Raw genomic sequence first — 17,163 nt, 5'->3', positions numbered from 1 at the left:
GGCGGGTCAGTCGGGGCGATGCCGGGGGCGGTCGATTCAGCGCGCGGCCGCGGGTTGCGGCCGAGTGTGAGGAGTGGCGGTTGGTCCGGCGCCCGCGGCTGGGGTTGGCCGGGCTGGGTCGCGGCGAGGTGGCTGAGCTGGGCGGCGCGAGGTCCGGCGACCGCCGGGTGCGGTTGGCGAGTCAGCCGAGGGCGGTGGTGGCTGCCATCAGCTCGTCCAGAGCCTCGCCGGCCAGCTCGCCGAACTCTCGCTCGTTGCCCGGCGCGACCCAGCGCGCGAAGCCCGTCGTGAATGCCAGACCGCCGATCTCGGCGGCCAGGGTGGCCGTCGGGGCCGGAACTCCGCGGGCACTGAGGGCGTCGGCCATGGCGGCCCGCAACGTCGCGAGCTTCAGCAGCTCGCGCTCGCGCAGGTCGCTGTGGCCGGCGACCACCGCCTGGACCTGGCGCGCCCGGTCCCGCCGTTGCGGCCCGAACGGCGTCGCCGCCGCCTGCAACGCCGCCGCGACCGCCTCGATCGGGGTTGCCGAGGCCGGGGCGTCCGCGATTGCCTCGGCGAAGAGGCGGCTCAGCACTTCCTGCCCCGCGAAGAGCACTTCGCGCTTGTCGCTGAAGTGACGGAAGAACGTCCGCTTGGTCAGCCCCGCCCGCTCCGCGATCTCGGCGACCGTCACGCTGTCGTACCCCCGCTCGCCGAACAGGTCGAGCGCGGCGTCCAGCAGTCGCACGCGCGTGTTCGGCTCCCAGCGGCTCATGGCCCCAGCCTAGGCGATGACACCAGGTGTCATCATGGTGCTAGGGTGATGGCACCAGGTGTCATCACTAAGGGAGAAGCTCATGCGTGTGTTCGTCACCGGCGCGTCCGGCTGGATCGGCCGGGCCCTCGTGCCCGAACTCCTCGACGCGGGCCACGACGTCGTCGGGCTCGCCAGGTCGGACGAGGCCGCCGGCACCGTCGCCGCCATGGGGGCCGAGGTCCTCCGCGGCGACCTCACCGACCTCGACGTCCTGCGCAAGGGGGCCGAGGACGCCGAAGGCGTCGTCCACCTCGCCTTCGGCCACGACTTCAGCCGGATGGATGCCGCCATCCGGACCGACGCGGCCGCCGTCGGTGCCCTGACCGAAGTCCTGGCGGGCAAGGCTTTCGTCGCCGCCTCGGGGACGCCGATGGTGCCCGGGCGCCCGGCGACCGAGCGGGACGAGTCCGTCTTCGCGGGCCCCGTGGCCGGCCGGGGAGACATCGCCCAGGCCGTCCTGCACTCCACCGGCCGCGGCGTCCGCGCGGCCCTCGTCCGGCTGCCGCGATCGGTTCACGGCGAAGGCGACGCCCACGGGCTCATCGCCCGCCTCGTCGCCCTCGGGCGCGAGAAGGGTGTCGCCGCGTACGTCGGCGACGGGGCGCAGCGCTGGCCCGCGGTGCACGTCCTGGACGCCGCCCACCTGTTCCGGCTCGCGCTCGAGCAGGCCCCGGCGGGAGCCGTGCTGCACGCGGTCGGCGACGAAGGCGTGCGGATCCGCGACGTCGCCGAGGTGACCGGCCGCCGCCTCGGCCTGCCGGTCCGGTCCGTGGCCGCCGAAGAACTCGGCTTCCTCGGCGGCCTGCTCGCCCTCGACCAGCCGGCGTCCAGCGCGGAAACGCAGGAGTCGCTCGGCTGGCGGCCCACGCGGCCGGGGCTGCTGGACGACCTCGAGAAGGGGTACTACGACCGCTGAGGAAACTCATGCTTGACGTAGCTAGTTGTTTCAGTCGAGACTGAAACAACTAGCTACTTCTCGAGTAAAGGCAGTCGGCGATGACTCCTCACCAGGTGATGTTCAACAGCCTCGGCACCGCGTGCGCCGGTGACCTGTACCTGCCGGAGGCGGACGCCCCGGTGCCCGGTCTGGTCCTCGGCCACAGCGGGGTGATGGTCAAAGAGGCGCTGGGCGTGTTCGCGCCGTACTTCGTGCGCGCCGGGTTCGCCGTGCTGGCGATCGACTACCGCACGGTCGGGGCCAGCGAGGGCGAACCGCGGGGCCAGGACGTCCCGCAGCGGCAGGTGGAGGACTTCCGCAGCGCGATCTCCTACCTGCAGAGCCGGCCGGAGGTGGACCCGGCGCGGATCGGGCTGTGGGGCGTCAGCATCGGGGGCTCGGTCGCGGTGCAGGCCGCGGTGCTCGACCGGCGCGCGAAGTGCGTCGTGGTGCAGAGCCCCAGCGTGTGGAACGGGTGGCGGTACCTGGAGCGGCTGCTCGGCCGCGCCGGGGTGCACGCGCTGCGGGACCGGCTGGACGAAGACTGGCAGCGCCGCTACGAAGGCGGGGCCAGCGCCCGGGTGCCGCACCTGAGCCTGGAGGGGGAGACCGTGCAGGACACGCCGGACCTGGCCGCCGAGATGTTCCCCCGCTACCGCAACGAGAAGACCCTCGACTCCACCGAGCACCTGCTCACCTTCGCGCCGGAAGACCTCATCCACCGGTTGTCGCCCACCCCGCTGCTGATGGTCGCCAACGGCGGGTGGGACCCGTACCACATGCTCGAGGAGGCCCAGAGCGCGTTCGCCAAGGCCGGCCAGCCGAAACGGCTGCAGGTGCTGCCCTACGACGTCCTCGGCCTCTACACCGGCCCGGGCCTCGACGAGGCGATGGCGCTGGCCGTGGACTGGTTCGACCGCTACCTGCGCAAGACCCGGCTCGCCACCGTCACCCCGACGCCCACCCGCGAGTCGATCGCCGCCATGACACAGTGACGGCAAGCGTCGAGCCGGCCGAGGAGGAGCGCTGTGTCCAGTGAGGACGACCGGGACGAGGTGCTGCGGTGGATCGAGCGGGTGGCCACCTTCTGCGTGGAGGAATGGGCGCTGCCCCCGATCACCGGGCGCATCCTCGGCCTGCTGATGATCTGCGACCCGCCCGAGCGCTCCGCCGGCCAGATCGCCGAAACGATCCAGGCCAGCCGCGCTTCGCTGACCTCGAACATGCGGTTCCTCGCGGCCATCGGGCTGGTCCGCAAGGTGCGCGTGCCGGGTGACCGCACCACCTACTACCGCATCGAGGACGACGCCTGGCACAAGGTGATCCAGCGCAAGCTCGACAGCCTCGGTGCCTTCGGCGACATCGCCGACGAAGGCACGAAACTCGCCGGCGGCAGCGGACCGCGGACCGAACGCATCCGTGCCGCCCAGCAATCCCTGACCTGGCTGCGGGACATCGCCGCCCGCCACCCCCCGAAAACCTGAGGACTTCCCGTGTCACGTCTGCGACCGGAGCTGGACCCGCTCCGGGAAACCCTGCTGCTCACCCTCTACGCGAGGGCTCTGGACGCGAAACAGCCCCACCCGATCCTCGGCGACACGCACTCCGCCGGCCTCGCCGACCGGATCGACTACGACTTCGCCAAGCTCAAGCTGAAGCCCAGCCTCGTCTGCGGCACCGCGCTGCGCGCCAAGAAGCTCGACGAAGCGGTCCGGGCGTTCGTCGCCGTCCACCCGGACGCCGTCGTGCTCGACCTCGGGTGCGGGCTCGACACCCGCGTCCTCCGCTGCGACCCGCCCGGAAGCGTCGACTGGTACGACGTCGACTTCCCCGACGTCGTCGCCCTGCGGCCCCGGTTCCTCCCGGACCGCTCCCGGTGCCTCGGCGCGGACCTGACCACCCCGGGCTGGCTCGATTCGCTGCCCCGCGACCGGCCGGCCATGATCGTCGCCGAAGGCCTGCTGCCGTTCCTGCCCGGCGACAGCTTCCAGCGGATGACCCGCGAGCTGACCGCGCACTTCGTCACCGGTGAACTCGCCATCAACGGCTACACCCGTTTCGCGGCCTGGTCGATGAAGTACCACCCGACGATCAAGGCCATCGGCATCACCGCCGCCCAGGGCTTCGACGATCCGCACGACCCCGCGACCTGGGACGCGGGCCTGACCTTGGCCGAGGAGCAACTGCTCGCCCGCGCCCCGGAGGTCGACGCCTTCCCGCAGCCGCTGCGCGCGGCCACCCGGCTGATGAGCCACAGCACCGCGCTGTCCCGGCAGGGCACGCGCATCCTCCGCTACCGGTTCTGAGCAGTGGTGCAGCGCCGGCGGAGGTGGCGACGATGACACCTCCGCCGGCGCCGGGTCTCAGGCGATCGGCCGGTCCGTCGGCGCGATCGGGCGGGGCAGGACGTCCCGGCCGGTCAGGTAGGCGTCGACGCCGGCCGCGGCGCTGCGGCCTTCCGCGATCGCCCAGACGATCAGGGACTGGCCGCGGCCCATGTCACCGGCCACGAACACGTTGTCCAGGCTCGTCTTGAACGCCTTGTCGCGGGCGACGTTGCCGCGTGCGTCCAGCTCGACGCCCAGGTCCTCGAGCAGGCCCTGCTTCTGCGGCCCGAGGAAACCCATGGCCAGCAGGACGAGCTGCGCGGGCAGCTCGCGCTCGGTGCCCTCGACCGGAACGAACTTGCCGCCTTCGTTGCGCACCTCGACCAGCTTCAACGCCCGCACCCGGCCGGCGTCGTCACCCAGGAACTCCTGCGTGTTGACCGCGTAGAGCCGCTCGCCGCCCTCTTCGTGCGCCGAGGACACCCGGTAGATCATCGGGTACGTCGGCCACGGGTGGGCGTCCGAACGCGCCTCCGGCGGCTTCGGCATGATCTCCAGCTGCGTCACCGAACGCGCGCCCTGGCGGTGCGACGTCCCGACGCAGTCCGCGCCCGTGTCGCCGCCGCCGATGACCACGACGTCGAGGCCCTTCGCGTCGAAGGGGGAGACGTCGAGCTCGCCGGAAGCCACCCGGTTGGCCGGCGGCAGGAACTCCATCGCCTGGTGGATGCCGTCCAGGTCCCGGCCGGGGATCGGCAGGTCGCGCCAGTCGGTGGCGCCACCGGCCAGCACCACGGCGTCGTAGGCCAAAAGCTCGGACACCGGCAGGTCCACGCCGACGTTCACCGACGTCCGGAACTCCGTGCCCTCGGCGCGCATCTGGTCGAGCCGCCGGTCCAGGCGGGACTTCTCCATCTTGAACTCGGGGATGCCGTAGCGCAGCAGCCCGCCGATCTTGTCGGCCCGCTCGAGGACCACGACGCTGTGGCCCGCGCGCGTCAGCTGCTGCGCCGCGGCAAGACCCGACGGGCCGGACCCGACGACCGCGACCTTCTGGCCGGTCTTCGCGACCGGAAGCTGCGGCGTCACCCAGCCCTCGTCGAAGGCCCGGTCGATGATGGAGATCTCGACGCGCTTGATCGTCACCGGGTCGTCGTTGATCCCGAGCACGCACGCGGTTTCGCAGGGCGCCGGGCACAGTGTGCCGGTGAACTCCGGGAAGTTGTTCGTCGCGTGCAGCCGTTCGATCGCCTGCTGCCAGTCCTCCCGCCAGGTCAGCGTGTTCCACTCGGGGATGAGGTTCCCGAGCGGGCAGCCCTGGTGGCAGAACGGGATGCCGCAGTCCATGCACCGGCCGGCCTGCTTCTGCAGCTTCGTCGTGGCGAAGTCTTCGTAGACCTCTCGCCAGTCCATCAGCCGCAGGTCGACCGGACGCCGCTTCGGCTCTTCGCGGGTGGTGGTCAGAAAGCCCTTGGGGTCAGCCATGTGCGGCCTCCATGATCGCCTCGTTCACGTCGCGCCCGTCGCGCTCGGCCTGCACCTGGGCGGCGAGCACGCGCTTGTAGTCCTTCGGCATGACCTTCCCGAAGCGGTCGACGCCCGCGTCCCAGTCGGCCAGCAGTTCCCGCGCGACCGCGGATTCCGTTTCGTTGTAGTGCTTTTCGAGGGTTTCCCGCAGGAAGTCCGCGTCCTCGGAGTCGAGCGGGTCGAGGTCGACCATCTCCGGGTTGACGCGGTGCGCGGGCAGGTCCAGCACATAGGCGATGCCGCCGGACATGCCGGCCGCGAAGTTGCGCCCGATCGGGCCGAGCACGACCATCCGGCCGCCGGTCATGTACTCGCCGCCGTGGTCGCCGACGCCCTCGACGACGGCCAGCGCGCCCGAGTTGCGCACGCAGAACCGCTCGCCGACCTTGCCGCGGATGAAGATCTCGCCGCTGGTGGCGCCGTAGGCGATGACGTTGCCGGCGATGATCTGCTCCTCGGCCACGTACTGCGCTTCGCGCGGCGGCCGCACGATCAGCCGTCCGCCGGACAGACCCTTGCCGACGTAGTCGTTGCCGTCGCCGTAGAGCCGCAGCGTGATGCCCTTCGGCACGAACGCGCCGAACGACTGGCCCGCGGTGCCGGTGAAGGTGACGTCGATGGTGTCGTCCGGCAGGCCTTCGCCGCCCCACCGCTTGGTCAGCTCGGACCCGAGCATGGTCCCCACGGTCCGGTTGACGTTGCGCACCGGCAGTTCCAGCCGCACCTTGTCGCCGGAGTTCAGCGCACCCTCGGCCAGCTGGATCAGCGTGTTGTCGAGGGCCTTCTCCAGCCCGTGGTCCTGCAGCGTCTGCTGCAGCCGGAGACCCGCGGGGGCCATGTCGGGCACGTGGAAGATCGGCGACAGGTCGAGCCCGGCCGCCTTCCAGTGCTCGATCGCCTTGCGCTTGTCCAGGAACTCGGCGTGCCCGACGGCCTCGGCGATCGACCGGAAGCCGAGCGCCGCCAGGTACTCGCGCACTTCCTGGGCGATGAACTCGAAGAAGTTGACGACGTACTCGGCCTTGCCGCTGAACTTCTCGCGCAGCTTCGGGTTCTGCGTCGCGACGCCGACGGGACACGTGTCGAGGTGGCAGACGCGCATCATGATGCAGCCGGACACCACCAGCGGCGCGGTCGCGAAGCCGAACTCCTCGGCGCCGAGCAGCGCCGCGACGATGACGTCGCGGCCGGTCTTGAGCTGGCCGTCGGTCTGCACCACGATCCGGTCGCGCAGCCGGTTGGCCAGCAGCGTCTGCTGCGTCTCGGCCAGGCCGAGCTCCCACGGGCCGCCCGCGTGCTTGATGGACGACAGCGGCGATGCGCCGGTGCCGCCGTCGTGGCCCGAAATGAGCACGACGTCGGCGTGCGCCTTCGAGACACCGGCCGCGACCGTGCCGACGCCGACCTCGGACACGAGCTTCACGTGGATGCGCGCGTTCGGGTTGGCGTTCTTGAGGTCGTGGATCAGCTGCGCCAGGTCCTCGATCGAGTAGATGTCGTGGTGCGGCGGCGGGGAAATCAGCCCGACGCCCGGCGTCGAGAACCGCGTCTTCGCGATCCACGGGTACACCTTCGCGCCGGGCAGCTGCCCGCCCTCGCCGGGCTTCGCGCCCTGCGCCATCTTGATCTGGATGTCGTCGGCGTTGACGAGGTACTCGCTCGTGACGCCGAAGCGACCGGACGCGACCTGCTTCACGGCACTACGCCGCTCCGGGTCGTACAGCCGCTCCGGGTCTTCGCCGCCCTCACCGGTGTTCGACTTGCCGCCGAGGCGGTTCATCGCGATGGCGAGGGTCTGGTGCATCTCCATGGAGATCGAGCCGTAGGAGATCGCGCCGGTGGCGAACCGCTTGACGATCGACGAGACCGGCTCGACCTCGTCGATCGGCACCGGCGGCCGCTGGCCGTACTTGAAGTCGAACAGCCCGCGCAGCGTCAGCAGCTTCTCGGCCTGGTCGTCGACGGCCTTCGTGTACTCCTTGAAGATCTCGTACTTGCCGGACCGCGTGGAGTGCTGGAGCTTGAACACCGTCTGCGGGTTGAACAGGTGCGGCTCGCCCTCCCGCCGCCACTGGTAGTCCGCGCCGGTCTCCAGTTCGCGGTGGGCCGCCCGGACGCCGTCGGCCGGGAACGCGTACTTGTGCCGCTTCGCGACCTCGTCGGCGAGCGTCTCGAAGCCGACGCCGCCGAGGCTGGACGTCGTGCCGGTGAAGCAGGTCTCGATGACCTCTTCGCCGAGCCCGATCGCCTCGAAGATCTGCGCGCCGGTGTAGGACGCGACCGTCGAAACGCCCATCTTCGACATCGTCTTGCGGACGCCCTTGCCGAGCGCCTTGATCAGGTTCTGCGTCGCCTGCTTCGGCGTCACGCCGGGGATCAGGCCGCGGTGGGCCATCTCCTCGACGGTCGCCATCGCCAGGTACGGGTTCACCGCGGCGACGCCGTAGCCGATCAGCAGCGCGATGTGGTGCACCTCGCGGGCGTCGCCGGCCTCGACGATGAGGCCGACCTGCGTGCGCGTCTTCTCGCGGACGAGGTGGTGGTGCACCGCGCCGGTCAGCAGCAGCGAGGGGATCGGCGCGTGGTGCTCGTCGACCCCGCGGTCGGACAGCACGATCAGCCGTGCGCCGTCCTCGATCGCCTCCGACACCTCGGCGCGGATCTCGTCGAGGCGCTTGAGCAGCGCGTCGCCGCCGCCGTGCACGTTGTACCGGCCGAGCACGGTGACCGCCTGGAACTCCGGCAGGTCGCCGTCGTCGTTGACGTGCACCAGCTTGGCGAACTGGTCGTTGTCGAGCACCGGGAACGGCAGCACGATCCGGCGGCAGCTGGCCGCGTTGCCCTCGAGGAGGTTCGGCTCGGCGCCGATCTGGGTGCCGAGCGCGGTGACGAGCTCCTCGCGGATGGCGTCCAGCGGCGGGTTGGTCACCTGGGCGAAGAGCTGGATGAAGTAGTCGAAGATCAGCCGCGGCCGGCTGGACAGGGTGGCGATCGGCGAGTCGTTGCCCATCGAGCCGATCGGCTCCGCGCCGGTGCGGGCCATCGGCTCGAGGATGGCTTCGAGTTCCTCCTCGGTGTAGCCGAACGCCTGCTGGCGGCGGACGAGCGCGGCGTGCAGCGGGACTTCGCGGTCGCGCTCGGGCAGGTCATCGAGGTGCACGAGACCGGCGTCGACCCACTCGTCGTACGGGTGCGCGGTGGCCAGCTCGGTCTTGACCTCTTCGTCTTCGATGATCCGGCCTTCGACGGTGTCCACGAGGAACATGCGGCCGGGCTCGAGGCGTCCCTTCCGGACGATCGTCGCCGGGTCGATGTCGAGCACGCCGACCTCGGAGGCGAGCACGACGAGGCCGTCGTCGGTCACCCAGTAGCGGCCGGGGCGCAGGCCGTTGCGGTCGAGCACCGCGCCGATCTGGCTGCCGTCGGTGAAGGCGACCAACGCCGGGCCGTCCCACGGTTCCATCAGCGTCGAGTGGAACTCGTAGAACGCGCGCCGCGCCGGGTCCATCTCCTGGTGGTTCTCCCAGGCCTCCGGGATCATCATCAGGACAGCGTGCGGCAGCGAGCGGCCGCCGAGGTGTAGCAGCTCCAGGACCTCGTCGAAGCTGGCGGAGTCGCTGGCGCCGCGGGTGATCACCGGGTAGACGCGCTTGAGGTCGCCCGGGATCAGGTCGGTCTCGAGCAGCGCCTCGCGGGCGTCCATCCAGTTGCGGTTGCCGCGCAACGTGTTGATCTCGCCGTTGTGCGCCACGTACCGGTACGGGTGGGCCAGCGGCCACGACGGGAACGTGTTGGTGGAGAAGCGGGAGTGCACCAGGCCGATGGCGCTGGTGACGCGCTCGTCGGTGAGGTCGGCGAAGAAGCGCTCGACCTGCGGCTCGGTGAGCATTCCTTTGTAGACGATCGTGCGCGAGGACAGCGACGGGAAGTAGACGTCGTCCTCGACGAGCTCGTGCTCGGCGCGCTTGCGGACGCAGAACGCGCTGCGCTCGATGTGCAGCGGGTCCGAGTGCTCCGGCTTCGGGCGGCGCGCGGCGAGGAACAGCTGCGTGAAGTGCGGCATGGTCTCGGCCGCGGTCGGCCCGCAGTGCTCGGTGCGCACCGGCAGCTCGCGCCAGCCGAGGACGCGCATGTCCTCCTCGGCGGCGATGCGCTCGATGGTCGTCATGGCCCGGCCGCGGCGCTTTTCGTCCTGCGGCAGGAAAGCCGTGCCGACGGCGTAGGCACCCGGCTCGGGCAGCTCGAAGTCCACGACCGCGCGGTAGAACTCGTCCGGGATCTGGATCAGCAGGCCGGCGCCGTCGCCGGTGTCCGGTTCGGCGCCACGAGCCCCGCGGTGTTCCAGGTTGCGCAACGCGACCAGGGCCTTGGCGACGATCGCATGATCTCGGCGCCCGGTCAGGTCGGCGACGAAGGCGACACCGCAGGCGTCGTGTTCGTAGTCGCTCCGGTAGAGGCCCTTGGCCTCGGCGTTGCTGAGCTGCTCCCCGGACGGGGGCAGGGAACTGGCACGGTGGGTCACGGCTGGCCGCCTCCCAAGGCGTCGGCGCGACCGGCACTCACTCCATTGGGTGGTTCGAGCTGAACCGGTTAACGAAGTGGTCCGGGACCGCGATGGTCAGTCGAGAACAGTTGTCCTGCTCGAAGTGCAAGATGACGCGAGGTACCGGCCGGGCGTCGATGCTCGGAAACCGGACGTGGGTCATCTGGGAGGCCGCACAACGCTGGGCAGCCGAACATGTCGGGTGCTGCGAGCGCGCACAGGCCGGCCACTGTGGTGGGGGCCGTCCGGAGCGCGCGGTGTTACTCCCGGGTTCGCCGGGTCTTATGACGATAGTGTGAATTCGCTGTTATCGACATACGTCGTTGCGTCCGGGTGGGAAATGCCACGCTGGCGTTGACGTGCCCGGGGGTGGTCCCATATGTCGGGCTGGACCTCCCGCAGAGCGGGCTGCGATGCGGCTGACCTGCGGAAACGTCCGTCCGAAGGGGTCTGGGGCGGCTGTCGGGCCCCGGTGCCGGGGTGGGAAGCTGGGTGCATGGCGGACTGGCCCGATGACTGATCGTTATCTCTCCGTGGCTCGGGAAGGCGTCCACGAGATCGAGATCAAGCGCTCCCGGTTCCTCTGCGCGCTCGCTCCGGTGACCTCGGAAGAGGCCGCGCGCGAGTTCATCGCGGCCCGCCGTCGCGCGGATCCGGGTGCTCGTCATCACTGCCACGCCTTCGTTTTGGGGCCGGATGGGCGAATCCAGCGGTCCAGTGACGACGGTGAGCCCGCGGGCACGGCGGGCACGCCGATGCTGGAAGTGCTGCGCCGCCGCGAGCTGACCGACACGGTCGCGGTGGTGACGCGGTACTTCGGGGGAGTGCTGCTGGGGGCGGGCGGGTTGATCCGCGCGTACGGTCAGTCCGTTTCGGACGCTGTCGAAGTGGTTGGTGTACTAGAACACCGGCGTCTCAGTCTGGTCGAGGTGGCGGTGAGCTACGACCGCGCGGGCCGGCTGGAGAACGACCTGCGCGCCTCTTCGTACGTGCTCCACGCGACCCGCTTCGACGAGCTGGCCCGCTTCGAGGTCGGTCTGGCCCCGGGCGAGGCCGGCGCTTTCCACGGCTGGCTCGCCGACCTCACCAACGGTGAGGCGGCGACGACCGCCCTCGGCGACCACTGGGTGGCCCACCGGGGCTGAGTGGTCCGGTCGCGGAACCGCTTGGCGCGCAACGAACTTTCGGCGCTTCCTTCGGCAGGTTCTTTCGTGGCACCATGTCCTGCCACCGAGTTCCGGTACCACCTCGATCCCCTGAACGTTGTCAGTCCGGCAATCGCCGCGCTGACAACGTTGTCACCACGCCCGACAACGATGTCGCCCGGCGGTAAGCGTGCGACAAGGAGAGGATGGGTCATGTCCAGACCATTGGTCGGCCGGGTGGGGGCCGCCGTGCTCGCCGCGGTTCTCCTCGGCGCGGGGTTCGCCGCGGCGCCGGCCGGCGCCGCGACGCTCGCCCTCACGCAGTACGTGAATCCCTTCATCGGCACCGACAACAGCAACTCGCCGAACCCCGTGCCCGGCGGCGCCGGCGGCAGCACGTACCCCGGCGCCGTCGTGCCGTTCGGCATGGTGCAGTTCAGCCCGGACACCCCGACCGCGTCGCCGTCCGGGTACCGCTACGGCGACACCAGCATCGAGGAGTTCAGCCTCACCCACTTCAACGGCGCCGGCTGCGCCAACAACGAAGACCTCGGCCTGCTGCCGATCACCGGCGCGATCGGGACGTCGCCGGGCACCGGCTGGACCGGGTACGCCGGCCGCTACACCAAAGCGAACGAGTCGGCCGCCCCCGGCTACTACAAGAACAAGCTCGACACCTACGACACCACCGTCGAGCTGTCGGCCACCCAGCGGTCCGGCTTCATGAAGCTGACCTACCCGAACACGACGTCCGCGCGGCTGCTCGTCAACACCAGCCGCAGCGCCACCGGCAGCCGCACCGGAAGCATCGGCATCAGCGGCAGCCAGCTCACCGGTTCGGTGACCGGCGGTGGCTTCTGCGGCTCGTCGAAGACGTACCAGATCTTCTACGTCATCCAGTTCGACCGCGCGCCCAGCGGCTTCGGCACCTGGCTCGGCGGCACGGTCAGCGCCGGGAGCGCGAGCACCAGCGGCACGAACTCCGGCGGGTACGTCACCTTCGACACCTCGAGCAACACGACCGTCCAGGCGAAGATCGGCATTTCCTTCGTGAGCCTGGCCAACGCGCAGGCGAACCTCGCCGCCGAGAGCCCCGGCTTCGACTTCGCCGGGATCCGGACCGCGGCCGACACGAAGTGGAACGACGTGCTGAACCGGGTGCAGGTGACCGGCGGGGCGACTGCGGACCTGCAGAAGTTCTACACGGCGCTGTACCACGTCTTCCAGAACCCGAACATCGCCAGCGACACGAACGGCCAGTACCGCGGGTTCGACCAGGCGGTGCACACCGCGTCCCACACCGTCTACCAGAACTACTCCGGCTGGGACATCTACCGGTCGTGGGCCGCGCTGATCGCGCTGGTCGCCCCGAACGAAGCGAGCGACATCGCGAAGTCGATGGTCCTGGACGGCCAGCAGGGCGGGTTGCTGCCCAAGTGGTCGCACAACAGCAACGAGCACTTCGTGATGACCGGCGACCCCGGCCCGATCATCGTCGGCAGCATGTACGCCTTCGGCGTCCGCGGCTTCGACACCGCGGCCGCCTTGACGCTGATGGACAAGAGCGCGAGTGGCGGCACCACGCAGGGGCAGGCGATCCGCGGCCGGGAGAGCGGTTACCTCAGCCGGCACTACGTCTACGAAGACCCGTCCGACTCGCTCGAGTACTCGGCGTCGGACTTCGCGGTGGCCCAGTTCGCGAAGGCCGTGGGTGACACCACGAAGTACACCACCTACATGCAGCGGGCCCAGTGGTGGCAGAACGTGTTCGGCCCCGACTCCGGCTACATCCAGCCGCGCGGCAGCACCGGCACCTGGGCGTGGCCGGTCGTGCCGTCGAGCAACAGCGGGTACACCGAGGGCAACCCGTCGCAGTACACCTGGATGGTGCCCTACAACTACCAGGGCCTGATCAACCTGATGGGTGGCCGTCAGACCGCCGTCCAGCGGCTGGACCACCACTTCACCCAGCTCAACGGCGGCCTCACCCAGCCGTACTTCTACATCGGCAACGAGCCGGAGCACGGCGTGCCGTGGGCCTACAACTACGCCGCCCACCCGCAGGGCACCAGCTCGGCGGTGCGGCGCGTGATGAACGAGTCGTTCACCACCGGCCCGGGCGGCCTGCCCGGCAACGACGACCTCGGCGCCACCTCGGCGTGGTACGTCTTCGCCGCGCTGGGGATGTACCCGGCGACGCCGGGTGCGGACGTCCTCGCCCTGCACGGCCCGCTGTTCCCGTCGGCCTCGATCATCCGGCCGTCCGGGACGATCCGGATCACCGGCACCGGCGCCGGCCAGGGCGCCCAGTACGTGCAGAGCGTGAGCGTCAACGGCGTGGCGACGACCAAGTCGTGGATCCGCTACGGCGACATCGCGGGCGCCTCCACGCTGAGTTACTCGATGGGCTCGTCGCCGAGCAGCTGGGGCACGAGCGTGTCGGACGTCCCGCCGTCGTACAACGACGGGTTCACGCCGCCACCCGCCGCGCCGGAGCTGGGCACGAACCTGGCCCAGGGCAAGGCGGTCACGGGCTCGGCGTCGTGCAACTCGGCCGAGTCCCCGGACAAGGCCGTCGACGGCAGCCTGGCGGGCAACAGCAAGTTCTGCAGCACGGCGGCGACGAAGTCCCTGCAGGTCGACCTCGGGTCGGCGCAGAACGTGTCGGCGTTCGTGGTCAAGCACGCCGGACTGGGCGGCGAGACCACGGGCTGGAACACCGGCGCGTTCACGATCCAGACGTCGACCGACGGCTCGTCGTGGACGACGGTCGCGTCCGTGTCCGGATCACGGGCGAGCCGCACCTACCACCCGATCGCGACCCGCTCGGCCCGGTACCTGAAGCTGAACGTCACCACCCCGGCCAACGACGGCAACGGCGCGGCCCGCATCTACGAGTTCGAGGCCTACCGCTGACCCCTCGTGAGTGTTCAGGCGGGTTCCAACCCGCCTGAACACTCACGACCGGGTTGCGGCAGACCACTCCTCGCGGGTGATGGCGTACTCGACTTCGCCGTGTTCGCTGCCCGGGGCGCGCTCGTGCTCCGGGAATTCCTCGAAGTAGGTACGGATGAACTTCATCCCCAGCTTTTCCATCACGCGGCGCGACGCCGTGTTCACCGTCATGGTGGACGCGCTCACGCGGCGGACCCCCAGTTCGGTGAAGCCCTTCGCGAGCAGTGCCGCGGAGCCTTCGGTGCCGTAGCCCTTGCCCCACGCCTTCCGGTGCAGCCGGTAGCCGAGTTCGGGCTCGTCCGGCGGGTCGTCCGGGCGCGGGCGGAAATGGAACCACCCCAGGAAGTCGCCGGTGCTCTTTTCGATCGCCGCCCAGAACCCGTAACCGGGGAAACGCTCGTAGTAACCGAGGAACGCGGGGAGATCCAGCGTGACGATCTCGGCGCGGTCGGCCGGCTGTCCCCCATTGAGGTACTTCATGACGGCCGGGTCGTCGTAGAGCTCGAAGAGCGCGTCGGCGTCGTTCTCGGTGAACCGGCGGAGGATCAACCGCTCGGTTTCGAGGAATACGTGCATCGGGTGATGCTGGCAGTGACCCCAGAGTGTGGCAACGTGTTTACGCCGCGGCGGCGAAGACCTCGCCCAGCGCCCGCGAACCGGCTTCGGTGAGCAGGGCGGGCACGCGCTCGCCGCACTTGCCGGGATGCGCGGGTGCGATCAGGCCGAGCCGCGCGAGCCGGTGCACGGTGGACTGGTCGCAGCAGCTCAGGCCGTCGATGAAGAGGTCGGGCTCGCAGCTGCAGCTGATCTCGGCGTGGCCCCCGGCCACGGCTCTCAACGTGGCCCGCTCACGATGGTTCAATGTGGTGATCATGGCGGCGCCTCCTTCCCGTCGTGCTCATTAGACGCCCCACCACCGACAGTTTCCGCCTCCGAGCGTGCGAACCCGGGTATTTCAGGGGTTCACCTAGGGTTTGGCGTGTCGCGCCGTTCCGGGGTGTAAGAGGAGTACCCCTACGGGAGCGGTTCAAGCGTCGTCTTCCGCAGGTGCCGGAAAACGATCGAGGTCCGGAACCCGACGATCTCCCGGCGCAACGCGAGCCGGTCGGTCAGGAATGCGTGCAACGCGTCGATGTCGGGGGTGGTCACTTCGATCAGGAAATCGTCGTTTCCCGCCGTGACGTATACCGAGAGCACTTCCGGGAGTTCGGCGATCGACCGTTGGAAGGAATCGATCACCGCCCGGCTCAACGGCCGCACCTGCGCCGTGACGAGCGCCCGGACGCCGCGGTTGAGGCTCGCCAGATCGACGTCGGCGTGGTAGCCGCGGATGACGCCGCGCTCGCGCAGCAGCCGGATGCGTTCGAGGCACGTCGAGGGCGCGATGCCGACCTTCCGGGCGATGTCCCGGTTGGTCTGCCGCGCGTCCTCCTGCAGGTGCCGCACGATCGCCGAATCAAGTTCGTCCAGCATCCACTCTCCCGGTCCGTTCCGAATTTCGTTCGGCAGGCCCACGCTGGCGCCGATCTTCACTCTAGCTTCGGGCTTCATGACCGCACATGAGCAGCTCGTCACCCGAAAAGGCCGTCGATCCGGCATCACCACGATGGTCGCGATCCACTCGACCGCCCTCGGCCCCGCCGTGGGCGGCTGCCGCTTCAAGCCCTACGCCACGCTCGAAGAAGCCATCGGGGACGTCCTCCGCCTGTCGGCCGCCATGACGGCGAAGTGCGCCGTCGCCGGACTGGCGTTCGGGGGCGGCAAGAGCGTCATCGCGCCCGAGCCGGGCCGCGTGCTCTCACCGGAGGAGCGCCGGGCCGTCCTGCTCGACCACGCCGACCTGATCGCCGAGTTCGGCGGTCGCTACCAGGCCGGTCCGGACGTGGGCACCGGTCCGGCCGACATGCTGGTGCTCCGCGAAGCCTCGCCGTACGCGTTCTGCACGCCCGAGTCGGCGGGCGGAACCGGTTCCTCCAGCGGCCCGACCGCGGTCGGGGTGCTCGCCGCGCTCCGCGCCGCGGTCGGCTCGACGGCCATGACCGGACGCCGGGTGGTGATCAGCGGCTACGGCTCGGTGGGTGCCCACCTCGCGGCGAGCCTGCACGCCGCCGGCGCCGACGTCGTCGTCTCCGACATCGACCCCGGCAAGCGGGCCGGCGCGGAGAAGCAGGGCCTGAGCTGGGTCGAGCCGGAGAAGGCACTCACCCTCACCGCGGACGTGGTGATCCCGGCGGCGGTCGGCGGGGTGCTGAGCCCGGAGACGGTGGCCCGGCTCGACACGCCGCTCGTCGTCGGCCCGGCCAACAACCAGCTCACCGGCGACGCCGTCGCCGACACCCTCGCGGCCCGCGGGATCCTGTGGATCCCGGACTACGTGGCGAGCGCCGGCGGGATCCTGTACACACTTTCGCGCGAGGCCGAGGGCTTGGACCACGAGCGCGCGCTGGCCCGCGTCGAGACGATCGAGGACACCGTGCGCACGATCCTGGCCGCGGCCGAGGCCAACGCGACCACTCCGCTGCAGGAGGCGGCCGCGCTCGCCGAACGCCGGCTCAGCCCGTCGTGAGTGGTAAGGCGGGTTAGAACCCGCTGTGCTGTCTCAGGACCTCACGGACAGGTGTGTTTCAGGACTTCGCGGACAGTGTGTGGTTGGTGAGGGGTTGGTAGCGTACCGATCGGTTTAGCGTGAGCTGGCGGGTGACGGTGTCGCCGATCATGATGGTGACCCGGTCGCCTTGCCAGTAGACGCTGGCGGTGTGGCCGACCCAGGCGCGTCCGATGATGATGGAGCAGCCGGAGAACGCGATCACGCCGGTGGCCGAGACCGGTCGGGTGGTGAGCCCGCTGGGCCGGTGTGGGCCGGTGGGAGGGATGGCTTTGGGTCGGGCGTCGTAGCGCTGCTGGGGTGTGTGGCCGTTGAGGCTTTGGTGGCG

13 protein-coding genes and 1 pseudogene are annotated in these 17,163 nt (G+C 70.2%); 7 read left to right on the top strand and 7 right to left on the bottom strand.

Annotation, left to right across the window (positions count from 1 at the left end):
* Positions 1-181: 181 nt before the first annotated feature.
* Positions 182-754 (bottom strand): TetR/AcrR family transcriptional regulator, encoded by a 573-nt coding sequence (locus tag IE317_RS15490; RefSeq protein ID WP_191310570.1) that lies wholly within the window; start codon positions 752-754, stop codon positions 182-184.
* A gap of 82 nt (positions 755-836) precedes the next feature.
* Between IE317_RS15490 and IE317_RS15485 the strand changes: the two genes are divergently transcribed.
* The 4 genes from IE317_RS15485 (at position 837) to IE317_RS15470 (ending at position 4,039) form a co-directional block, all read left to right on the top strand.
* Positions 837-1,712 carry an SDR family oxidoreductase gene (locus tag IE317_RS15485; protein ID WP_191310568.1) on the top strand — a complete coding sequence of 292 codons (876 nt, stop codon included), beginning with the start codon at positions 837-839 and terminating at the stop codon, positions 1,710-1,712.
* A gap of 80 nt (positions 1,713-1,792) precedes the next feature.
* The gene (locus IE317_RS15480; protein ID WP_191310566.1) at positions 1,793-2,728 is read left to right on the top strand and encodes an alpha/beta hydrolase; all 936 of its coding nucleotides are present in this window, start codon (positions 1,793-1,795) and stop codon (positions 2,726-2,728) included.
* A gap of 33 nt (positions 2,729-2,761) precedes the next feature.
* Positions 2,762-3,217 carry a GbsR/MarR family transcriptional regulator gene (locus IE317_RS15475; protein ID WP_191310564.1) on the top strand — a complete coding sequence of 152 codons (456 nt, stop codon included), beginning with the start codon at positions 2,762-2,764 and terminating at the stop codon, positions 3,215-3,217.
* A 9-nt stretch (positions 3,218-3,226) separates the two neighbouring features.
* Entirely contained in the window at positions 3,227-4,039 is an 813-nt protein-coding gene (locus IE317_RS15470) for a class I SAM-dependent methyltransferase (protein WP_191310562.1), read from the top strand.
* 57 nt (positions 4,040-4,096) lie between these two features.
* Here the strand turns inward: IE317_RS15470 and IE317_RS15465 are convergent, their stop codons facing one another.
* Positions 4,097-5,545: a glutamate synthase subunit beta gene (locus tag IE317_RS15465; RefSeq protein ID WP_191310560.1), complete on the bottom strand. Its 1,449-nt coding sequence runs from the start codon at positions 5,543-5,545 to the stop codon at positions 4,097-4,099.
* A complete protein-coding gene (gene gltB / locus IE317_RS15460) occupies positions 5,538-10,109 on the bottom strand; it encodes a glutamate synthase large subunit (protein WP_191310558.1) in 4,572 nt (1,523 codons plus the stop codon). The genes IE317_RS15465 and gltB overlap by 8 nt, the downstream gene beginning before the upstream one ends.
* 533 nt (positions 10,110-10,642) lie before the next feature.
* Between gltB and IE317_RS15455 the strand changes: the two genes are divergently transcribed.
* Positions 10,643-11,275, top strand: coding sequence for a YigZ family protein (locus IE317_RS15455; RefSeq protein WP_191310555.1), 633 nt, complete (start codon positions 10,643-10,645; stop codon positions 11,273-11,275).
* Between the two features lie 213 nt (positions 11,276-11,488).
* On the top strand, positions 11,489-14,191 hold the full coding sequence (locus IE317_RS15450) for a GH92 family glycosyl hydrolase (protein ID WP_191310553.1): 2,703 nt from the start codon (positions 11,489-11,491) through the stop codon (positions 14,189-14,191).
* Between the two features lie 42 nt (positions 14,192-14,233).
* Here the strand turns inward: IE317_RS15450 and IE317_RS15445 are convergent, their stop codons facing one another.
* The 3 genes from IE317_RS15445 to IE317_RS15435 form a co-directional block, all read right to left on the bottom strand.
* Positions 14,234-14,806 carry a GNAT family N-acetyltransferase gene (locus tag IE317_RS15445; RefSeq protein ID WP_191310551.1) on the bottom strand — a complete coding sequence of 191 codons (573 nt, stop codon included), beginning with the start codon at positions 14,804-14,806 and terminating at the stop codon, positions 14,234-14,236.
* A gap of 40 nt (positions 14,807-14,846) precedes the next feature.
* Positions 14,847-15,104, bottom strand: a complete 258-nt coding sequence (locus IE317_RS15440; protein WP_191310549.1) for a hypothetical protein — start codon at positions 15,102-15,104, stop codon at positions 14,847-14,849.
* Positions 15,105-15,244: 140 nt separating this feature from the next.
* Positions 15,245-15,700: an Lrp/AsnC family transcriptional regulator gene (locus tag IE317_RS15435; RefSeq protein ID WP_191310833.1), complete on the bottom strand. Its 456-nt coding sequence runs from the start codon at positions 15,698-15,700 to the stop codon at positions 15,245-15,247.
* 79 nt (positions 15,701-15,779) lie between these two features.
* On the opposite strand from IE317_RS15435, the gene IE317_RS15430 reads away from it, so the two are divergent.
* The gene (locus IE317_RS15430) at positions 15,780-16,796 is read left to right on the top strand and encodes a Glu/Leu/Phe/Val dehydrogenase (protein ID WP_191310546.1); all 1,017 of its coding nucleotides are present in this window, start codon (positions 15,780-15,782) and stop codon (positions 16,794-16,796) included.
* 58 nt (positions 16,797-16,854) lie between these two features.
* Here IE317_RS15430 and IE317_RS15425 read toward each other — a convergent pair.
* A pseudogene (locus tag IE317_RS15425) lies at positions 16,855-17,163 on the bottom strand (IS481 family transposase); the annotation flags it as partial.

The organism is Amycolatopsis bullii (assembly GCF_014654205.1).
GTDB classification, from domain to species: Bacteria; Actinomycetota; Actinomycetes; order Mycobacteriales; family Pseudonocardiaceae; genus Amycolatopsis; species Amycolatopsis plumensis.
The sequence above is the reverse complement of the archived record's forward strand: the minus strand, read 5'-3'. Positions and strand labels throughout refer to the sequence as shown.

What these genes read in the sequence shown, in the direction of transcription:
- IE317_RS15450 (WP_191310553.1), top strand. Translation starts at nt 11,489, where the DNA reads ATGTCCAGACCATTGGTCGGCCGGGTGGGGGCCGCCGTGCTCGCCGCG.
- IE317_RS15490 (WP_191310570.1), bottom strand. Translation starts at nt 754, where the DNA reads ATGAGCCGCTGGGAGCCGAACACGCGCGTGCGACTGCTGGACGCCGCG.
- IE317_RS15480 (WP_191310566.1), top strand. Translation starts at nt 1,793, where the DNA reads ATGACTCCTCACCAGGTGATGTTCAACAGCCTCGGCACCGCGTGCGCC.
- IE317_RS15455 (WP_191310555.1), top strand. Translation starts at nt 10,643, where the DNA reads ATGACTGATCGTTATCTCTCCGTGGCTCGGGAAGGCGTCCACGAGATC.
- IE317_RS15445 (WP_191310551.1), bottom strand. Translation starts at nt 14,806, where the DNA reads ATGCACGTATTCCTCGAAACCGAGCGGTTGATCCTCCGCCGGTTCACC.
- IE317_RS15430 (WP_191310546.1), top strand. Translation starts at nt 15,780, where the DNA reads ATGACCGCACATGAGCAGCTCGTCACCCGAAAAGGCCGTCGATCCGGC.
- IE317_RS15465 (WP_191310560.1), bottom strand. Translation starts at nt 5,545, where the DNA reads ATGGCTGACCCCAAGGGCTTTCTGACCACCACCCGCGAAGAGCCGAAG.
- IE317_RS15485 (WP_191310568.1), top strand. Translation starts at nt 837, where the DNA reads ATGCGTGTGTTCGTCACCGGCGCGTCCGGCTGGATCGGCCGGGCCCTC.
- IE317_RS15440 (WP_191310549.1), bottom strand. Translation starts at nt 15,104, where the DNA reads ATGATCACCACATTGAACCATCGTGAGCGGGCCACGTTGAGAGCCGTG.